Here is a 17,986-nt window from a genome sequence, read left to right as displayed (position 1 = left end):
GAATTCAAATGCTTTTTTATTTGTTTATCTTTGTAATTGTAATCCTTCCATCCGTACTATATATATCCTTATCATAAGCAGAAAATGGTTCCACGTTTTTTTGCAATTAAAACAATTCTGATTTAGCCATTATTTGTTATTCCCGACCTTCCCTATTACATCATCCATGCTTACAAATCCGAAGTGACGGCTATCTCGACTTTGTAGCCGATTATCTCCAATAACAAAAATAAATCCTTTAGGAATCCTCGTTTTATTGGTAATTTGTTTTAGAGTAAAGTTTCCGGTTTGCTTCATTACCTCTGTCTTTTCTTCAAGTGATAAAAATGGTTCATTAACAGCCTTACCATTTACAAAAAGCTGATCATCCTCATAATGAATCTCATCCTCAGGTAAGCCAATAACTCTTTTTACATAAATTTCCTCACTATTGGGCGGATGGAAGACCACGACATCAAACCTTTTTAGTGAATTAAAATAAATACCTAGTTTATTAATGGAAAGCATTTTACCTTCCTCATATGTTGGTTGCATAGAAATTCCTTCGACTTTATATTCAACAAAGATCAGATTTTTTAAGATGACTGCGGTAAAACAAATTCCAATTGTTGTAAGAGCAATTCCGCGCTTTTTCATGATACCCTCCTACTCATTTGCCTTCTCCTTTTTTACGGTCATCGTTTTATTTAAATGTCCTTCAACTTTCTTTCCTGCAAACCATAATAAAAAAATCACAAAAGCGACAATGATCGATCTAATTGGCTGCGTTATTAAAGCACGTAAATCCTGGCCCATAAAACTCACAATAAAGATCATAACAAACTTTCCGACTAAAACAGCTAATATAAACTGCCAATAGCTTATTCTTGAGAGACCTGCTACTACATTTATTGCAGCAGATGGAGTGAACGGAAAACACAAAATAAGAAATAAAGGGCTGAAACCTCTCCGTTCTATCCATATTAATAATCTCTTAATTGTTTTTTTATCTTGTAACCGTCTAAAGAATTGCCAATTTCGAACCTTTCTCATGATAAAAAAGACAATAATAGCGCCTGAACATGCACCAATCCATGATAAGAAAAACCCCATCCATAAACCAAATGAATTAACATTTGCAACAATGAATATGACAAGTGGCAAAAACGGTAAAAATGCTTCTAATAATGGTAATATTATTGCAAAAAAAGGACCCAATGAACGGTAGGTTTCAAATAGTTCCATTAGTTTATCTAGAGAAAAAAATTCCTGTAGTGTTTCGGGGTTCATGGTATGCTCCTCAAATCCTTTGTATCTATTTTACACATTAATGTTAAAACTTAAAAGGAAACAAGTAAAATATTACTTGCGAAATCATAAAAAAAAGTGTAAGCTAATAAAACGAACGTGTGTTCTATTAAGAAAGGGGTCATTTTTGTGACTAGAATACCTTCCGAAATTCGCGACATGATTGAACAAGCAATTTATTTACCAATGGCAATTTCGATTTTCAATCGCGATTTATCCGTAATCCAAAAAAGTCCGTTTAAGCTTCATCAACCCTACCTGGCCCTTGTAGAAGAATCACTAAAGCTTATCCAAAAGGACCTCGCTATGGTTAAACAAGAACTTTATAAACAAAATATAAAAGTACATCAGGTGGAACGAGATGAAGCTTTTACTCTTTATTCATTTATATATAATGGCTATGAAGAAAAACATAATTATTTTAATCCAAGAATTCGCAACAAGGTTTGTGAACTTATGGAGATTTATTTATTCAAGCCCTATAAATAAATCTCCTACCTATCCATACCCATAATCTTAACAATTTAAAAGGAATAAGGTTCATCTTACATTTCCTGAATCCATCAAACTAGTTACTTTCCATAAATTCTTCAAAGTATCTCACTTTCTACAAGACACCACCAACCTAGTCTCCCCTTCTTTCGAATTTACCAAGTATAATTTTTTCAGTTTTACAAAAAATAAGAAAACCTTATGATTTTTATTATTTATTTTGTTTTTTACTCTAACTTTAGCTACTAATTATTTCAATATTCAAACGAACAGTTTAATTGACAATAAAACCGCATTAAATTATTCTAATTAAGTTATTTTTAAAACCGATAAACTAACTGGGGGTTATAACATGAAAAAATCACTCATTTCTTTATTTACCATTTTATTGATCTTAGCTTTATCAGCATGTGGTGCGCAAGAAGAGAAAGACACCACTGGAGAGAAAAAAGCATCGTTATACGATCAAATAAAGGAAAACGGTGAGATTACAATTGGTACAGAAGGAACCTATGCACCATTCACGTTCCATGACGAATCTGATAACCTAACCGGATTCGATATTGAAATAGCAAGAGAAGTTTTTAAACGTCTGGATATCAAACCTAATTTTATTGAAACAAAATGGGATGGAATAATTGCAGGTCTTGATGCTAAACGATATGACATGGTTGCTAATCAGGTAGCTATACGCCCTGAACGATTAGAAAAATATGATATGTCTGATCCCTATATCGTTTCAAAGGCTGTACTTATTGTTCGTGAAGATAACAACGAAATCAAAACCCTAGAGGATTTAGATGGAAAAAAAGTTGGACAATCTCTTGACAGTAATTACCGTAAAATGGCAGAAGAACATGGTGCAACAAATACAGTTATTGATGGCTTTAATCAAGCAATCGACCTTCTTGTATCAAAGCGAATTGATGCAACGATCAATGATAGTTTGTCTTACCTTGATTTAGTAAAGCAACGTCCTGATCTACCAATTAAATCAGTTTATGAAGAAGAGAATGCTACAAGTAACGCCTTCTTATTTCGCAAAGATAACAAAGAACTAGTTGAAGCCGTTAACGGTGCTTTAGCAGCTATGAAAGAAGACGGTACGTATTTAAAGATTTCCGAAAAGTGGTTCGGAACTGACGTATCCAAGTAAAGGAATTGATGTGTGATGTTTACCGACGAACGAGCAGAACGTATTATAGGAATCCTTAGTGATTCCTTTTTTCCACTTTTAAAAGCAGGTATTTATTTTACGATCCCATTAACATTGATTGCATTTGTATTAGGACTTATATTGGCTTTTCTTACGGCCCTAGCACGACTTTCAAACTTTAAGCCCTTAGTGGCTATAGCAACAATTTACGTTTGGGTATTTAGAGGAACACCGTTGCTGGTTCAATTATTTATTTTATTTTATGGATTACCTAGCATGGGGATAACACTTGATCCCTTTCCTGCAGCTATTATCGGATTTACGTTAAACAAGGGGGCATATAGCTCCGAAATAATCCGTGCCGCCATTCTTTCGATTTCAAAAGGTCAATGGGAAGCAGCCTATTCGATCGGAATGACTAAATCACAAGCTATGAGGAGAGTTATCCTACCTCAGGCTGTTCGAGTCAGTATTCCACCACTCGGAAATTCATTTATCAGTCTAGTAAAGGATACATCACTCGCAGCAACGATTACAGTGACAGAGATGTTTCAAAAAGGTCAACAAATTTCATCTGTCACATATGAACCGCTATGGCTTTATATAGAAGTGGCATTTATTTATTTAATGTTCAGTACGGTTCTCTCTTATGCGCAATCTAAACTCGAACATCGCTATGATCGATCGGTCGCTAAATAATGGAGGTCTATCATGATTACAATTAATAGGCTATATAAAAAGTTTAACGATTTAGAGGTTTTGAAAGGAATTGACCTTTCAGTTGAAAAAGGGACGACAGCTGTCGTTATTGGTCCATCTGGTTCTGGGAAAACAACCCTACTACGTTGCTTAAATCTTCTTGAGATTCCTGACAAAGGGACAATCTCTTTAGGAGAAAAACATATAGAATTTACTGATAAAAATAATAAATTATCTTCTTCACAGATTACTGCATTCCGAAAACAATCAGGAATGGTTTTTCAAAATTATAGCCTCTTCCCACATTTTACAGCTCTTGAGAATGTGATGGAGGGACAATTAACCGTTTTAAAACGTTCAAAAAGTGAAGCAAAAAATAAAGCTCTTGATTTACTAGAAAAAGTAGGTCTTAAAGACCGTTCAGACATGTATCCTCATCAATTATCTGGTGGCCAACAACAACGGATTGGTATTGCTAGAGCAATGGCAATCGATCCCAATGTCCTGCTTTTCGACGAACCCACATCTGCTCTTGATCCTGAGCTAGTCGGAGAAGTACTCAAGGTCATGAAAGAATTATCAGAAGAAGGCATGACCATGGTCGTTGTCACACATGAAATGCAATTTGCTCGTGAAGTTGCGGATCAGGTTATCTTTATGGACAATGGAGTTGTTGTGGAAAAAGGTACTCCTGAAGAAGTATTTGGTAACACACAGAACCCTCGAACGAAACAATTTTTAAATAAAGTTAATGCTAGGTGACAAAGAAAAGCGAAAGGCGCCCGGTTATCGGCGACAAGCATAAGACGAGCCGGCCGGAATGTTGCTCTTTAACCTTCTGGACGGATTGGCTTATGGCTCGAGCCGATGGCGCCTGGAGCTAGACACATTGAAAAGCGGAAGGCGCCCGGTTATCGGCGACAAGCATAAGACAAGCCGGCCGGAATGTTGCTCTTTAACCTTCTGGACGGATTGGCTTATGGCTCGAGCCGATGGCGCCTGGAGCTAGACACATTGAAAAGCGGAAGGCGCCTGATCATCTGCGACAAGCATAAGACGAGCCGGCCGGAATGTTGCTCTTTAACCTTCTGGACGGATTGGCTTATGGCTCGAGTCGATGGAGCCAGGAGCTAGAGAACTAAATAGCAGTAAAAGCGCTAGGTTCTTGATCATCCCCGACAACAACTTTCCTTAACTAGTAAAAAGTGCTAGGGTCCAAGGTGCCCTAAACACACAAAAGCTATCCGTTTGCCGGATAGCTTTTGTTATAAGCACCCATCTATTGTTCAATCAGGTACTCTACTTTTCTAGTTAATTTAAGAGTTTTGCTATGGTATCAATTTTATAAATTTCAAGAAACAATTCCATAATAGATCTTCAGATCGCCTTATGTAAAGCGATGAAATTCTCTTATCATTTGTTCATAAAAAGCACTAAATTCCTTTTCTCCCTTTGGGGAAAGGTACATATTCATTTTTCTTTGTTCTTGTTCGATTCTTGATGAAATAATTGTTCGAAGTTGTGCTGTGCGAAAGAGTTGATTCTCAAAGGACCCTACTGACATTGTAAGGATTACTTTTTCACCATTTGAAAAGGTTACAATTGTATCATCGTGTTTTGCACCTAAATATTCTTTTACATAACTATGTGCCAGCCATGCACACTGCGGTCTTGTTGAGGATGTCGTGGGGAAAAAATAAATTGAATTAGCAGGGTCAACTACAATTGGGGGTTTATGAGTCACACCCATAAGTTCTTTTGTACCATCCTTTCTTCCAATATAGCTACTTGAAAAATACCTACAACTCTGATCAATAACGTCCATTGGTCGTTTCGGAACGACAAAAGATTTCTCAACCTCATAAATTTCAGTATACATCTTGTTTTCAGCAGGTAGGACAGCCATTGTAAAACGATTAATAATGTAATCATCTACATTCTGTTTCTTATCATTCACGTTCTAGCACCCCTTACTAAATTATTAGGTAATATACCCCACACCTAATGTAGCATATTAAGGAAGAAATTTCTATAAATTTGGAAAATTCAAAATAAAAAATAATATTTATGACCTATTGATTCTTAAATAATTGTATATACAATTATTATTCTATTCCTATTGACCTGTTTTTCAAACAAAATCCCTCAAGATAAGTTATTTATAGACATCAATCAATCTACTAATTAAGAAACATCCTCAATATCAAGCTTTTAATAATTATTCCTGTAAAATTATTAAAAAATTTTAAATATTTAGTTGATTTCTACTGACTTATTCCATACAATATAAAAAAGGCATCAGGGGTGATCTTAAATGAAAAATAAAAAGTCCTCTTACACTGAGATCATGAAGTCCCGTAACACAATGAAAAACGTTCCATCTGAGCATCCTGTATTAGACATGTATATTCAAATGGTTTTAGACGAGTCGCTATTTATCAGGAAAATGGCTTTGCTAGAAGAACGTATTGATGATGCACTTGACACGAATAACAAATCATTATTTATGAATTTATCGAAAGAATACAAAGTATTACGTAAGTTCGGATAGAGATTGCCATTATGGCAGTCTCTATTTTTTTGTTTTTATCTATAATCACTATTCAAAAGGAGTTTTCCAATTAAGAAGTTTATGAATCTACAGTCCGGGTACTTAATTTATAGTAACGATTTTACAAATAGGGAGGAGTTTAAAAATGGACAACCAAAATAAAAACATTGAAGGTGTTTACGATACTGAACAGGAAGCCATTTTAGCTGTTGAGGATCTTAAACGACAAGGATACAGAGCAGAAGAGATCTCCGTTATTAGTAAAAATCGTGAGGATGTCGATTTTATCACAGAAGAGACTGGGACAAAAGCAGGTGCTGGCGCTGCAACAGGTGCAGTAACAGGTGGTACACTTGGGGGCTTAACTGGTTTATTAGCAGGCGTCGGAGCACTTGCCATCCCTGGAATTGGACCTATCATTGCAGCAGGACCTATAGCCGCTACCCTTACTGGTGTAGCCGCAGGAGCAGGAGTTGGTAGTCTTACTGGCGCACTCATCGGTATGGGCATACCTGAGGATGAGGCAAAGATTTATGATGAATCCGTAAAGGAAGGTAAAATCTTAGTACTAGTTGAGCGAAAAGAAGAGATCATTGAAGACATTGAGCAAAATGCACCTCTAGAAATGGACACAACAGCTGTTGATGGTACTGTTATCCCTAAGAAGGATTACAATAATTATCAGGATCGAGATCCATCTGAAAATGAACATGACAATAGAACAACACCTACAGGAATTCATCCTGATCAGAAATGGTCTTAAAAAAAGATCATCTTGGAATAGATAAACAAGAGGACCCGATAAAGTTACCGGGTCCTCTTGTCTTTGTGGAGTTTTAGTCTTTTTCGATCTTAGCTTGCCCATACTCCTCTAAATAAAGGATTCTCTCTAACATCGTTGGATGGGTGTAACGGAAGATCTTCACCAGGGAAGGTGGATTTACTTGACTTAAGCCTGCTCTAGATAATTCCTGGAATGAGCTTACTGCAGCTTCATGATTATTAGTCATCTCAATTGCATACATATCGGCAGACTTCTCCTGATATCTAGCAACTGTATTTGATAAAGGGCTCGAAGCGAATGTTAACACACCTAATAATAGCAAAAACAGAGGGAATGCCGTTAATTCACTTATTGATCGAATCTTAAGCAGTGACCCGTGATGTTTGACCAGGTATCTCATCAATCGATGAATAAGGAATAACCCAACTAAGCTCAAGCATAAATACCCCGCTATCCCGACATAAATATGCTTCATAACATAATGGCCCATTTCATGTGCCATTATAAATAAAATTTCCTCATCACTTAGTCTTTTTAAGGTTGTATCCCATAACACGATTCTTGAATTAGATCCTATTCCAGTAACATACGCATTAAGAGCATTCGTTTTTTCTGACATATTCACTTCATACACATGTTCTGCAGGAATGTCTGCCTTATCTGCTATTGCGAGAATTTTCTCCTCTAGATCTTTATTTTGTAGTGGATAAAAATCATTATATAAAGGGTCAATTAAAACTGGTTGTACAAACATAAGGAACATCGAAAATGGAATCGAGAGCAACCATGCGTACAGCCACCATCTTTTTTCGAACCTTTTAATAAGCCAGTATAGCACAATGACAACGATTGTCATCATCGCGTAATTCACCCAAAAATCGATTAATTGATCCTTCATCCACGCCGAGAAAGACTGGGTTGTGATATTGTACGTCTTAGATATTTGATAACCAATCCATTCAACAGGAAAAGAAAGAATTGATACAAATAGCGATAACCAAAAAAAGTAAATAGCTGATTGTAAACTAAAAAACCTTGTCGTTGCATTTGACCAATCCTGCATCTTTCGGGAAATGCCCGTGATTAGAAAAACAAATAGTAAAAACCACTCAAATGGTATTGTCACAAAATATAGGAAATTTTTTATCGTTGAATACTCTTGTGATAAAAGGAGTTCTCTTCCAGACATGAACGTAGACGGATCTGCTGATGTCCCCTCAATAGCTTCTGGTACGCCAGAGCCAGAAAAAATGAATAAATACCAATATACACAAAGTCCATAGATAAAATAAAATAAGATCGATCTTGTTAACCATTTCCTCAATTGACAAAACCCTCCTTAAACAAGCTCTTATTCTATTGTAGTTTTTTGCTCATTTTTTTAGAACTTAAAAAGGTAGGCCTTATCTGATTGGAACTTGATAGAAACTTCAGATTCCAACTTCGTCTTTTTAGTTTTCCTATCAAATAAACATACTATACAAAACAAGTGTCCCAATCGAACCCATTACAACAATAATGACATTGGCACCAGTAAATGCAATAAGAATAGCAGCAACAGCACCAATCATTCCGAACATTAAATCATTACTAATTAAAAAAATACCTGGTACAATTAAAGCACCTAATGTTGCATATGGGACATTCTTTAATACATTTTGGACAAAAGGTGGTAATTTTAACTGACTTAAGGCGACAAGTGGGATCATTCTAGGGATATATGTAACAAGTCCCATTCCAATGATCATGAACAATATTGTTTTATCCATGTTGATCCACCTCTTTATTGTATTTTGAATAGATGAGTTCAACAATTATCGCTGAAACCAATGTTGAAAGAACAATTGACCAGCCAGTTGATATCATTTGTGTTGCATAGCATAACGAATTTAGAATCGCTGCTACTACTGCTAAATAGAGCACTTTCCGCTGCTTTTTAAGGGATGGGATTAACAATCCAATAAACATAGCATATAAAGCTATCCCCATACTTTCTTGTACATTCTCTGGAAGACTCGCACCAATCACAAACCCAATCCCAGAATTTACAACCCAACTAGCATAAGAAATCAACATTAATCCAAACAGATATCCAGCATTTACAGTTCCATCTTTCATTGAAGCAACTGTAAAGGTTTCATCTGTTAATCCAAATGAATAAAGGAGCTTTTTCCATAAGGAGTCTTCTTCAATCTTCTCACTTAATGAAGCAGATAATAAGAAATGACGAATGTTTACAATAAAAGTAGTGAAAATGATTTCAATTAATCCGGTTCCGACTGCAATCAAACTCAAAGCGATATATTGAGAGGCTCCTGCAAATACGATTAAGCTCATGAGTACTGTCTCTGAAAGAGATAAACCAGTAGACTTTGATAGTAAACCAAACGTTAATGCAACTGGTAAATATCCTATAGCTATACTAATTCCACCATGAACCCCCTGGAGAAAGCTAGATTGTTTTTTTATTAGAGTTGCTGTTGACAATAGTAAACCTCCTTTATAAAATTAGTCCATTCTTAGTTGTCATAAACCCTGAATCCAAGGTGTATTGGGAAAGAGGTTAAAGGTAATAAACAATTGACTTTACTATTTGAAAGACTTATTAAAGCTTGCTACATGAGAATTACACACTGTATTGAACTTATTTCAGGATTTATACAAGTGTTCTAAAGAGACAGTCTCCCATTTATCTACGAAATTCTCGACTTATCGATTTTTTGATAATAGTCACCATCAATCATTAAGAATAATAGATAAGTAAGTAACAGCTTGTTGATTCGTTTGTATGGTTTGCATATGTATGTGATTGATTGGCCTGAAATTTCATTGAATCACCTTTTTTCAACGTATATCTCTCACTATAAATCGAAAGTGTTGCTTCCCCATCGCAGACTAACAGGTACTCTTCCACACTTCCATGGTGACGATCAGAAGTATGTACACAGCCTGGGTTTAACTCCATATAAAAAATTTCAAACTTTTTAGAGGAATCAAATGGGAAATAAGGATACACTTGATATAAGTCATTATGCTCGGTAATAGCTGTCTTTTGATCAAGTCGTACTACAGAAACGGTTGGCTCTATTTCCTCTACTAATGAAGAAAAGGAAACTTGAAGACCATTAGCAATTTTCCACAACGTATTTACCGTTGGACTAGATTCTCCTTTTTCAATCTGAGAAAGCATTCCTTTACTCACTCCTGTTACAGTCGCAAGCTGGTCATAACTATATCCTCTGAGCTTTCGAATACTTATTAAATTCTCGGCAATCTGTGCTTGAATCGGCTTCATGAATACCCTCCATTCGCTCTTTGTATAGTATATTATACATCTGTATAATATAACAAATAAACCTTTTTCACATACCTTTTACTCTTTCCTTTCCTTGCTCTATAGGGTACAGTTTACATGTACCATTCGTACATAAATGGGATTATATCTTTTAAGATTTCGAGGTGAAGATATGTTAGCTTCTTACTATGAAAAAATTCAGGAACGTTTACAGCTAGTTTTTGATGTAGAGGCAGAAGTGATGGAATTGGTCGCAGATAAAATCTCTAAAAGCATCCAAAAGGGTGGCATTGTCCAATTATTTGGTTGTGGTCACTCACATATACTTACAGAAGAAGTCTTCTTTCGAGCCGGCGGTCTTGCTCCAATAAAACCAATTTTCATTGAACCATTAATGCTCCATGAAGGTGCTGTAAGATCCTCTATTTTAGAAAAACGTGATGACTATGTTATTCCTTTTATCGAAAAACAAGATATTCAGCCAAATGATATCGTCATTGTGATATCAACATCTGGCATCAATCCTGTACCAATTGATGTAGCCATCTATGCAAAAGAACAAGGCGCGACTGTCATTGGAATTTGTTCCTATGATTATACAGATCAAACATCCAGACATAAAAGTGGACAACTTCTCGTTGATGTTGTCGATGTTGCGATAAACAATTTTGCGGTCAAGGGGGATGCAATTCTTTCTTATCAACAAGTCGAGGTTCCCTTTTCACCTACTTCCACCATCACAGGTGCCGCTATTTTAAACGGAATAATGGCAGAAGCGATCAAAAAAATGGTTGATGATGACTTTGAACCACCAATCTTCTTAAGTGGGAATATCACAGGGGCCGAGGAGCATAATCATTTGCTGGTTCAGAAATATCGTGAACGGATAGAACTACTCAGCAAAGGAATTTGAATAGAAAAAAGAGGTTTACCGTGGGCAACCTCTTTTTTCATTTTCTTTCAATATTAATTTTGAACTTGTATTTATCCGCACGATAAGAAGACTCGACAAGCTCAAGTGGTTTACCATCTTCCAAAAACGTTTCTCTTTGGATAAGTAAAACTGGCACACCCTTTTTTACACCTAAGTGTATACTATCCTCTTCACTAACAAGGGCAGCCTCAACAGTCTGTGTAGCCTGGCCAATTTTCAAATGCAATACATCCTCTATATATGTATATAGGGATTTTTCTAATATATCTGGTGTTAACTGAGGAATCAGATTTACGGGAAGATAACTAGTCTCGATTGCTATCGGTTCTTCATTTGCTAAACGAATTCGTTTTATCTTATAGATAAGCTCATCTTTTTCCAGAGAAAGTCGTTCCCTAATATCTTTCTCTGCAGGAAAAATTTCAAAGTGTAATAGTTTATTTCCAGGTATTAAATGACGGGCTTTCATATCTTCTGTAAAACTGGTAAGGCCTTGTAAATTTTGTTCGAACTTTTGATTTGATACAAATGTTCCTTTCCCCTGTTCCCTATAGAGATATCCCTTATTTACTAAGTTTGTAATAGCTTGTCTAACAGTCATTCGGCTTATTTGATAGCTTTCTGACAGTTCTCGTTCAGAAGGTAATGCATCCCCAGGTACCAATTCTTCACTTTCAATGGTTGTTTTAATTTGCTCTTCTAACTGATAATACAAAGGCAGAGGAGAATTCTTGTCAATCACATATAGATCCCCTTTCAACGCTACTAATCAATAGTACCATTATATAAATAGTGTTACTTTTTTACAATTAATAAAAAGCGAGAAGCTACCTAAAATGACAAATTAGGTAGCCTCCATATCTTACATATTCCGTTTACAAATTCTAGATGGCAACGAATATTTACTTACGAATTTTCTCCATTTCATCTGCAACGAATTGAACTTGTGTTCCAACAATAACCTGAATACTGTTTGGTCCAACTATATTAATTCCCGGTATACCCGTAGATTTAATCTTAGATTGGTCTACCTCATCCATGTCTTTCACTTCAATTCTTAAACGTGTAACACAGTTGTCAACAGAGGTAACATTCGCATCTCCGCCTAAGCCATCATAAATCTTAGCAGCCATCACAGCGAATTTTCCACCATTAGAATTGCTTTCTTCTACTTCCTCTTCTCCTTCAGTACCTTCTTCTCTACCAGGAGTTACTAAATTGAATTTAGTAATCAGGAATCTAAATAATACATAGTAAATAATGGCAACTACGAGCCCTTGAAGTAATAACATAAAAGGTTGATTAGCTAATGGTAATCTTGAACTTAAAACAAAATCTACAAATCCTGCACTAAAGCTAAAACCTGCTGTCCAGTGGAAATATGCAGCAACCGCTAAAGAAATACCTGTTAATGCAGCATGAACAACATAAAGTGCTGGTGCTAAAAACATGAATGAAAATTCCAGTGGTTCTGTAACCCCTGTAAAGAATGAAGCAAAACCAGCTGCTAATAGTAAAGACGCTGCTTGTTTTTTTCTAGCCGTTTTCGCAGTATGATACATAGCTAACGCTGCTGCTGGTAAACCGAACATCATGACTGGAAAGAATCCTGCTTGATACATACCTGTAATTCCTTTTGTTCCTGTTCCTGCCCAGAAGTTACCAATATCATTAATTCCCGCTACATCAAACCAGAACACTGAGTTTAATGCATGATGCAATCCTGTTGGAATTAATAGTCTGTTGAAAAATCCGTATAATCCGGCACCTATATATTCCAAATTACTAATCCATGTACCAAAAGTAACCAAACCTGAAAAAATGACTGGCCATACAAAGAATAATAATGCAGAAACGACTAACATTGAAATAGCTGACATAATCGGCACAAGTCGTTTTCCACTAAAAAATGAAAGTGCTGCCGGCAATTGAACATGACTAAAGCGATTGTACATTATTGAAGCTATTATCCCTGAAAGAATTCCAATAAATTGATTGTCTATTTTTTCAAAAGCTGGATTTACATCTGCTACATCTATACCTTGCAGCATAGCAACTGAGTCTGTTGAAAGTAAAGTCGTAACGACAAGAAAAGCAACTAACCCACTCATTGCAGCTGAACCATCTTTATCTTTAGACATTCCTAACGAAACCCCTACCGCAAATAGGATTGCCATATTATCAATGACTGAGGAACCAGCTTTAATCAAGAAGGCAGCTAGAGGATTTCCAGCTCCCCAACCAGTAGGATCTATCCAATAACCGATCCCCATTAAAATAGCTGCAGCAGGTAAAACCGCAACTGGTAACATTAACGAACGACCAATTTTCTGTAAATATTTCATCATTTTTATATTCCCCCTAACAAAAATTAATTACAAATAAGATGAGTAAATGACACGGAAATAAATCTTTCTTTCAGGATGTCCTGTTTTAAATGTAATATAAGTGCTATTGAAGATAATACTCTTAGTAGAAGAATAAATACACTTCAACTTTTTACAGAAACTAATTAGTTGATTTACCACTTCGTGAAAGCGCTTCTCAATCATAATAACACTCGTGATATATAGTTGTCTATACCAATTTTTCACGATTTACGTATATTTCTACAATTTTCATCCCGTATATATTCAACTGGTATAGACATCTATATACATTGATGGTATTCTCAACTTATAAAATAGAAAAAGAAGGTGTGCGTGGTTGTGAGTTCATTTTCAAAAAAGATAATTCTCCTAAATGGAGTAACCTATACAGAAAATCAAGTAATAAAAAAAGGTTATATAACAATAGAAGAAGGAAAAATTAAAGAAATTGGTACGACAAGTCCATCAACACCTTATCCAGCAGATTTTCAACTAATGAACATACCAGATGGTTTTACTATTATACCCGGAATGATTGATATTCATATTCACGGGGCTAATGGAGCAGATGTAATGGATGCGACTAGGGAATCTCTCGATATTATGGCATCTACATTACCTAAAGAGGGTGTAACAAGCTTTTTAGCTACTACGATGACAGAGGATTCTCACACAATTGAAAAAGCATTAGCAAATGCCGGTGAATATATCAACTCCTTTCAATCTAAAGGGAACGCAGAAGTTATAGGTATTCATTTGGAAGGACCATTTATTGATAAAGATAAAGCTGGTGCTCAACCAATTAAACATATCTTAAACCCAAACATTGACACCTTTAAATCATGGCAAACACAAGCCAAAGGACATATTAAGCTTGTTACACTTGCCCCTGAACTTCCTGGTGGTAGTGAGTTAATTCAATTCTTAAAAACAAAAGCGATTGTCTCATCAATGGCACATTCTGGGGCAACATATGACCAAGCTTTAGAAGCAATCGAAAAAGGTACGAGTCATGTAACGCACCTTTTTAATCAAATGACAGGTCTTCATCATCGTGATCCAGGTATTGTCGGTGCTGCGTTTCTAAACAACAGTATCATGGCCGAAATAATTGCCGATGGGATTCATGTTCGTCCTGAAATGGTTCAGCTTGCTTACAATCAAATAACAGATGAGCGGATGATATTAATTACTGATTCAATGAGAGCAAAATGGCTGGAAAATGGAGTATATGATTTAGGTGGTCAGATGGTAACAGTCACAGATGGTTGTGCCCTATTAGATGAAGAAACGTTAGCTGGAAGTGTATTAAAAATGGATGATGCCTTTAAAAACATTCAACGATTTACGAAATGTGATATAAAAAGTGCGATTAAGATGGCATCTGAAAATCCAGCTAAGCAGTTAAATATGTTTGACCGCAAAGGTAGTATAGCCATTGGAAAAGATGCAGATCTCGTAATCTTAGATGATAAAATGGATGTATTTATGACTATATGCAATGGTGAAGTCGCATATTCACAACTACAGGATTAGAAAAATAGATCAAATGAAAAATGCCTTAATTTATCAAAAAGGAGATGAAATCAATGAATATCATTGAAGTGAAAGACTATCAGGAAATGAGTCGGACGGCTGCCCACTTGATTATTAACAAGCTGAAAAACACACCGCGATTTACACTTGGGCTTGCAACAGGTGGTACACCAAAAGGTGTTTATCAACATTTGATAGAAGATCATCAGCAAAATGGAACATCTTATGAACATGTTACTAGCTTTAATTTAGATGAATATATTGGCCTATCGAAGGAAAATTCAGCAAGTTATTATCAGTACATGTATGAAAATCTTTTTAAAAATATCAATATACCGTTACAGCAAACACATATTCCATCTGGTTTGAATCCAGATTTACTGGCTGAATGTGAAGACTACGAAGATAAAATCCAACAAAGTGCCGGGATCGACATGCAAATCCTAGGAATTGGAGGTAATGGACATATCGGCTTTAATGAACCTGGAACCTCGTTTCAATCATTAACACATGTTGTTAACTTAGCACCATCTACTAGAGAGGCCAATTCTCGCTATTTTTCTACTATTGAAGAAGTTCCTACACAGGCAATAACAATGGGCATTAGCACTATTTTTAAGACAAAGGAAATTATCCTTATAGTGTCTGGAAAAGCAAAACAAGAAGCCATGACGAAATTATTAAATGGCGACGTAACAGAAAGTTTCCCCGCTTCTATTTTAAAGCAACACCCTAATACAACGATAATCGCCGATGAGGAAGCCTTGTCAGGTGTTAAGGATGTTAGCTTGTTTAAATAACTATAATCCTGAGTTACGACTTGGAGAGCAAATCCTTTGATGGGAATATGATTACGCTGAGTTAGATTTGGAATTATCAGATTAAATTCTCTCGATTAGCTATATGAAGCAACAAAAAAAGGTGTCATATCCTCCACCGTGTTTTATACGATGAGGGATGACACCTTTTATATAAGGGCTTTTATCGCAAAGATTATTGTTTTTATGTGTGTCTTCGTGCTCTATTCCTATATTACTTAGCGATTTTCTTTTAAAATAGCTTCAATTTATACGAAAAGGCTTAATCGCAAAAACTTATAGAAAAGAGAGCCTATATCAGTAACGCCTTATCAGATAATGAACTATCAGACTTAATTTTCGAGAATTCCTCTAATAGTAACTTAACTGTTAAACCTTGTTTTATCTCATCTTCTGCCTCAAAGACAATATTTCCTTTATCCATCATGATCAGTCGATTTCCTAGGTCAACAGCTTGCTGCATATTATGAGTAATCATAAGTGTTGTTAGCTTACCATTTTCCACTAATTTCTTTGTTAAATTGGTGATTAACTCTGCACGGGATGGATCAAGTGCTGCTGTATGTTCATCAAGTAATAAGATATCAGGTTTCGTGAAGGTCGCCATTAATAATGATAAAGCTTGGCGTTCTCCACCAGATAATAAGCCTACCTTAGCAGATAACCGATTTTCTAGCCCTAAACCAAGGTTCTCAAGTTGCTCTTTAAAAAACAGCCTCCGCTTCGATGTAACACCAGGTTTTAACGTACGTTTGTGGACTCGTGAATAGGCAATAGCTAGATTTTCTTCAATCGTTAACGTCGGTGCTGTACCAGCCATCGGATCTTGGAAAACACGACCAATATACCGTGAACGTTGATGTTCACGTACATTGTTCATCGACTTATTTTTAATAAGTACATCTCCAACATCTGGGACAAGTCTACCCGCAATGGCATTTAGCAACGTCGATTTTCCAGCCCCATTACTCCCAATCACAGTAACAAAATCACCTTCCTTTAAAGATAAAGACAACTGATTTAAAGCTACTTTTTCCTCCACTGACCCTTCATTAAACACTTTATAAATCTTTTTTAGTTGCAGCATGCCTACACCCCTCTTTCTCTGCGTAAGCTTTTTTTTCGCCGGTCTTTTTGTTTATCGACAATTTGCGGTATGATGAGTGCCCCGATTACAATACATGCAGTGATCAGCTTCATGTCACCCGTTTCGAAAAAGTTTATTCGAAGGGCCATAGCTACGATTAGTCGATAGACAATCGCACCAATAATGACAGCTAACGTAGCACGTACAATTGTCTTTATTCCAACTAAGGCTTCACCAATAATAACTGAAGCTAACCCAATCACAATCATACCAATCCCCATACCTACATCACTAAATCCATTGTACTGAGCAATGAATGCCCCTGAAAAAGCAACAAGACCATTTGATAGACCAAGACCTAGAATTTTCAACATATCAGTATTAGCTGAAAAGCTAGTAATCATATTTTGATTATCCCCAACTGCTCTTACTGCAAGACCAAGTTCTGTTTTCAATAAATAATCTAATAGGAATTTTATGACGATGATTAAAATGAGCATAGTCACGACGATCGACCATGTCTTTGGAATGAATGCTTCTAACCCAATAGATAAAAATAACTTTTCTAAACCCGCATCAATACCAAGCCTATTCCAGACATTTAATAGCTGGGTAAATACTGTCTCTTCTTGCAAGAGGGGAACATTGGATCTCCCCATAATTCTAAGGTTAATAGAATACAAGGCAATCATCATTAAAATCCCTGAAAGAAGGGGGTTTATATTCCCCTTTGTATGCAACACACCTGTTAAACAGCCTGCTAAAAAACCAATAACTAATGCGACGAATGTTGCAAGAAATGGATTGACGCCATTAACAATCAGGACAGCACTTACAGCTGCACCTGTAACAAAACTGCCGTCAACGGTCAAATCTGGGAAATCTAATATTCGAAATGATAAGTATACTCCTAGAGCCATAATCGCATAGATTAAGCCTGACTCTACTGATCCAAATAGGGCTGTAAACATAGCTTCT

20 protein-coding genes are annotated in these 17,986 nt (G+C 36.0%); 9 read left to right on the top strand and 11 right to left on the bottom strand.

Annotated elements, in window-relative coordinates:
* Positions 1 to 129: 129 nt before the first annotated feature.
* Together lepB and AC6CHR_RS16305 are read right to left on the bottom strand one after the other, a co-directional pair.
* Positions 130 to 636 carry a signal peptidase I gene (gene lepB / locus AC6CHR_RS16310; RefSeq protein ID WP_498250053.1) on the bottom strand — a complete coding sequence of 169 codons (507 nt, stop codon included), beginning with the start codon at positions 634 to 636 and terminating at the stop codon, positions 130 to 132.
* Between the two features lie 9 nt (positions 637 to 645).
* Positions 646 to 1,269: a TVP38/TMEM64 family protein gene (locus AC6CHR_RS16305; RefSeq protein WP_498250052.1), complete on the bottom strand. Its 624-nt coding sequence runs from the start codon at positions 1,267 to 1,269 to the stop codon at positions 646 to 648.
* Positions 1,270 to 1,416: 147 nt separating this feature from the next.
* On the opposite strand from AC6CHR_RS16305, the gene AC6CHR_RS16300 reads away from it, so the two are divergent.
* The 4 genes from AC6CHR_RS16300 to AC6CHR_RS16285 all read left to right on the top strand — a co-directional run bounded on the left by AC6CHR_RS16300 (position 1,417) and on the right by AC6CHR_RS16285 (position 4,396).
* Positions 1,417 to 1,776 carry a YhjD family protein gene (locus AC6CHR_RS16300; protein ID WP_498250051.1) on the top strand — a complete coding sequence of 120 codons (360 nt, stop codon included), beginning with the start codon at positions 1,417 to 1,419 and terminating at the stop codon, positions 1,774 to 1,776.
* 355 nt (positions 1,777 to 2,131) lie between these two features.
* Positions 2,132 to 2,935: an amino acid ABC transporter substrate-binding protein gene (locus AC6CHR_RS16295; RefSeq protein ID WP_498250050.1), complete on the top strand. Its 804-nt coding sequence runs from the start codon at positions 2,132 to 2,134 to the stop codon at positions 2,933 to 2,935.
* A gap of 15 nt (positions 2,936 to 2,950) precedes the next feature.
* Complete coding sequence (locus tag AC6CHR_RS16290) at positions 2,951 to 3,634, top strand: amino acid ABC transporter permease (protein ID WP_498250049.1); 684 nt, start codon at positions 2,951 to 2,953, stop codon at positions 3,632 to 3,634.
* 12 nt (positions 3,635 to 3,646) lie between these two features.
* On the top strand, positions 3,647 to 4,396 hold the full coding sequence (locus AC6CHR_RS16285) for an amino acid ABC transporter ATP-binding protein (protein ID WP_498250048.1): 750 nt from the start codon (positions 3,647 to 3,649) through the stop codon (positions 4,394 to 4,396).
* 625 nt (positions 4,397 to 5,021) lie between these two features.
* Here the strand turns inward: AC6CHR_RS16285 and AC6CHR_RS16280 are convergent.
* Positions 5,022 to 5,591 carry a competence protein ComK gene (locus tag AC6CHR_RS16280; RefSeq protein ID WP_498250047.1) on the bottom strand — a complete coding sequence of 190 codons (570 nt, stop codon included), beginning with the start codon at positions 5,589 to 5,591 and terminating at the stop codon, positions 5,022 to 5,024.
* 357 nt (positions 5,592 to 5,948) lie between these two features.
* Here AC6CHR_RS16280 and AC6CHR_RS16275 point away from each other — a divergent pair, with 357 nt between their 5' ends.
* Together AC6CHR_RS16275 and AC6CHR_RS16270 are read left to right on the top strand one after the other, a co-directional pair.
* A complete protein-coding gene (locus AC6CHR_RS16275; protein ID WP_498250046.1) occupies positions 5,949 to 6,185 on the top strand; it encodes an IDEAL domain-containing protein in 237 nt (78 codons plus the stop codon).
* Between the two features lie 145 nt (positions 6,186 to 6,330).
* Positions 6,331 to 6,948, top strand: coding sequence for a general stress protein (locus AC6CHR_RS16270; RefSeq protein ID WP_498250045.1), 618 nt, complete (start codon positions 6,331 to 6,333; stop codon positions 6,946 to 6,948).
* A 73-nt stretch (positions 6,949 to 7,021) separates the two neighbouring features.
* Here the strand turns inward: AC6CHR_RS16270 and AC6CHR_RS16265 are convergent, their stop codons facing one another.
* From AC6CHR_RS16265 to AC6CHR_RS16250, 4 genes are all read right to left on the bottom strand, one after another.
* Positions 7,022 to 8,293, bottom strand: coding sequence for a M48 family metallopeptidase (locus tag AC6CHR_RS16265; protein ID WP_498250044.1), 1,272 nt, complete (start codon positions 8,291 to 8,293; stop codon positions 7,022 to 7,024).
* A gap of 139 nt (positions 8,294 to 8,432) precedes the next feature.
* On the bottom strand, positions 8,433 to 8,738 hold the full coding sequence (locus AC6CHR_RS16260; RefSeq protein ID WP_498250043.1) for an AzlD domain-containing protein: 306 nt from the start codon (positions 8,736 to 8,738) through the stop codon (positions 8,433 to 8,435).
* Positions 8,731 to 9,456, bottom strand: a complete 726-nt coding sequence (locus AC6CHR_RS16255) for an AzlC family ABC transporter permease (RefSeq protein WP_498250042.1) — start codon at positions 9,454 to 9,456, stop codon at positions 8,731 to 8,733. The genes AC6CHR_RS16260 and AC6CHR_RS16255 overlap by 8 nt, the downstream gene beginning before the upstream one ends.
* Before the next feature lie 256 nt (positions 9,457 to 9,712).
* A complete protein-coding gene (locus AC6CHR_RS16250; protein ID WP_498250041.1) occupies positions 9,713 to 10,264 on the bottom strand; it encodes a helix-turn-helix domain-containing protein in 552 nt (183 codons plus the stop codon).
* Between the two features lie 172 nt (positions 10,265 to 10,436).
* Here AC6CHR_RS16250 and AC6CHR_RS16245 point away from each other — a divergent pair, with 172 nt between their 5' ends.
* Positions 10,437 to 11,177 (top strand): SIS domain-containing protein, encoded by a 741-nt coding sequence (locus tag AC6CHR_RS16245; protein WP_498250062.1) that lies wholly within the window; start codon positions 10,437 to 10,439, stop codon positions 11,175 to 11,177.
* A 37-nt stretch (positions 11,178 to 11,214) separates the two neighbouring features.
* Here the strand turns inward: AC6CHR_RS16245 and AC6CHR_RS16240 are convergent, their stop codons facing one another.
* Both AC6CHR_RS16240 and nagE read right to left on the bottom strand, forming a co-directional pair.
* On the bottom strand, positions 11,215 to 11,940 hold the full coding sequence (locus AC6CHR_RS16240; protein ID WP_498250040.1) for a GntR family transcriptional regulator: 726 nt from the start codon (positions 11,938 to 11,940) through the stop codon (positions 11,215 to 11,217).
* Between the two features lie 160 nt (positions 11,941 to 12,100).
* Positions 12,101 to 13,546, bottom strand: coding sequence for an N-acetylglucosamine-specific PTS transporter subunit IIBC (gene nagE / locus AC6CHR_RS16235; RefSeq protein ID WP_498250039.1), 1,446 nt, complete (start codon positions 13,544 to 13,546; stop codon positions 12,101 to 12,103).
* A 360-nt stretch (positions 13,547 to 13,906) separates the two neighbouring features.
* Between nagE and nagA the strand changes: the two genes are divergently transcribed.
* A complete protein-coding gene (gene nagA / locus AC6CHR_RS16230) occupies positions 13,907 to 15,103 on the top strand; it encodes an N-acetylglucosamine-6-phosphate deacetylase (RefSeq protein WP_498250038.1) in 1,197 nt (398 codons plus the stop codon).
* Between the two features lie 53 nt (positions 15,104 to 15,156).
* A complete protein-coding gene (nagB, locus tag AC6CHR_RS16225) occupies positions 15,157 to 15,903 on the top strand; it encodes a glucosamine-6-phosphate deaminase (protein ID WP_498250037.1) in 747 nt (248 codons plus the stop codon).
* 310 nt (positions 15,904 to 16,213) lie between these two features.
* Here nagB and AC6CHR_RS16220 read toward each other — a convergent pair whose 3' ends face one another.
* Both AC6CHR_RS16220 and AC6CHR_RS16215 read right to left on the bottom strand, forming a co-directional pair.
* Positions 16,214 to 17,008 carry an ABC transporter ATP-binding protein gene (locus AC6CHR_RS16220; RefSeq protein WP_498250036.1) on the bottom strand — a complete coding sequence of 265 codons (795 nt, stop codon included), beginning with the start codon at positions 17,006 to 17,008 and terminating at the stop codon, positions 16,214 to 16,216.
* Between the two features lie 2 nt (positions 17,009 to 17,010).
* Positions 17,011 to 17,979, bottom strand: a complete 969-nt coding sequence (locus AC6CHR_RS16215) for an ABC transporter permease (protein WP_498250035.1) — start codon at positions 17,977 to 17,979, stop codon at positions 17,011 to 17,013.
* Positions 17,980 to 17,986 lie beyond the last annotated feature (7 nt).

The organism is Metabacillus sp. GQ13 (assembly GCF_059758525.1).
Note: the sequence above shows the minus strand (reverse complement) of the source record. Positions and strands in the feature narration are given on the sequence as shown.

Bases quoted from the DNA above. Each gene is read 5' to 3' on its own strand.
- lepB (WP_498250053.1), bottom strand. From the start codon at position 636: ATGAAAAAGCGCGGAATTGCTCTTACAACAATTGGAATTTGTTTTACC.
- AC6CHR_RS16305 (WP_498250052.1), bottom strand. From the start codon at position 1,269: ATGAACCCCGAAACACTACAGGAATTTTTTTCTCTAGATAAACTAATG.
- AC6CHR_RS16295 (WP_498250050.1), top strand. From the start codon at position 2,132: ATGAAAAAATCACTCATTTCTTTATTTACCATTTTATTGATCTTAGCT.
- AC6CHR_RS16290 (WP_498250049.1), top strand. From the start codon at position 2,951: ATGTTTACCGACGAACGAGCAGAACGTATTATAGGAATCCTTAGTGAT.
- AC6CHR_RS16285 (WP_498250048.1), top strand. From the start codon at position 3,647: ATGATTACAATTAATAGGCTATATAAAAAGTTTAACGATTTAGAGGTT.
- AC6CHR_RS16275 (WP_498250046.1), top strand. From the start codon at position 5,949: ATGAAAAATAAAAAGTCCTCTTACACTGAGATCATGAAGTCCCGTAAC.
- AC6CHR_RS16270 (WP_498250045.1), top strand. From the start codon at position 6,331: ATGGACAACCAAAATAAAAACATTGAAGGTGTTTACGATACTGAACAG.
- AC6CHR_RS16260 (WP_498250043.1), bottom strand. From the start codon at position 8,738: ATGGATAAAACAATATTGTTCATGATCATTGGAATGGGACTTGTTACA.
- AC6CHR_RS16250 (WP_498250041.1), bottom strand. From the start codon at position 10,264: ATGAAGCCGATTCAAGCACAGATTGCCGAGAATTTAATAAGTATTCGA.
- AC6CHR_RS16245 (WP_498250062.1), top strand. From the start codon at position 10,437: ATGTTAGCTTCTTACTATGAAAAAATTCAGGAACGTTTACAGCTAGTT.
- nagE (WP_498250039.1), bottom strand. From the start codon at position 13,546: ATGATGAAATATTTACAGAAAATTGGTCGTTCGTTAATGTTACCAGTT.
- nagB (WP_498250037.1), top strand. From the start codon at position 15,157: ATGAATATCATTGAAGTGAAAGACTATCAGGAAATGAGTCGGACGGCT.
- AC6CHR_RS16220 (WP_498250036.1), bottom strand. From the start codon at position 17,008: ATGCTGCAACTAAAAAAGATTTATAAAGTGTTTAATGAAGGGTCAGTG.
- AC6CHR_RS16215 (WP_498250035.1), bottom strand. From the start codon at position 17,979: ATGTTTACAGCCCTATTTGGATCAGTAGAGTCAGGCTTAATCTATGCG.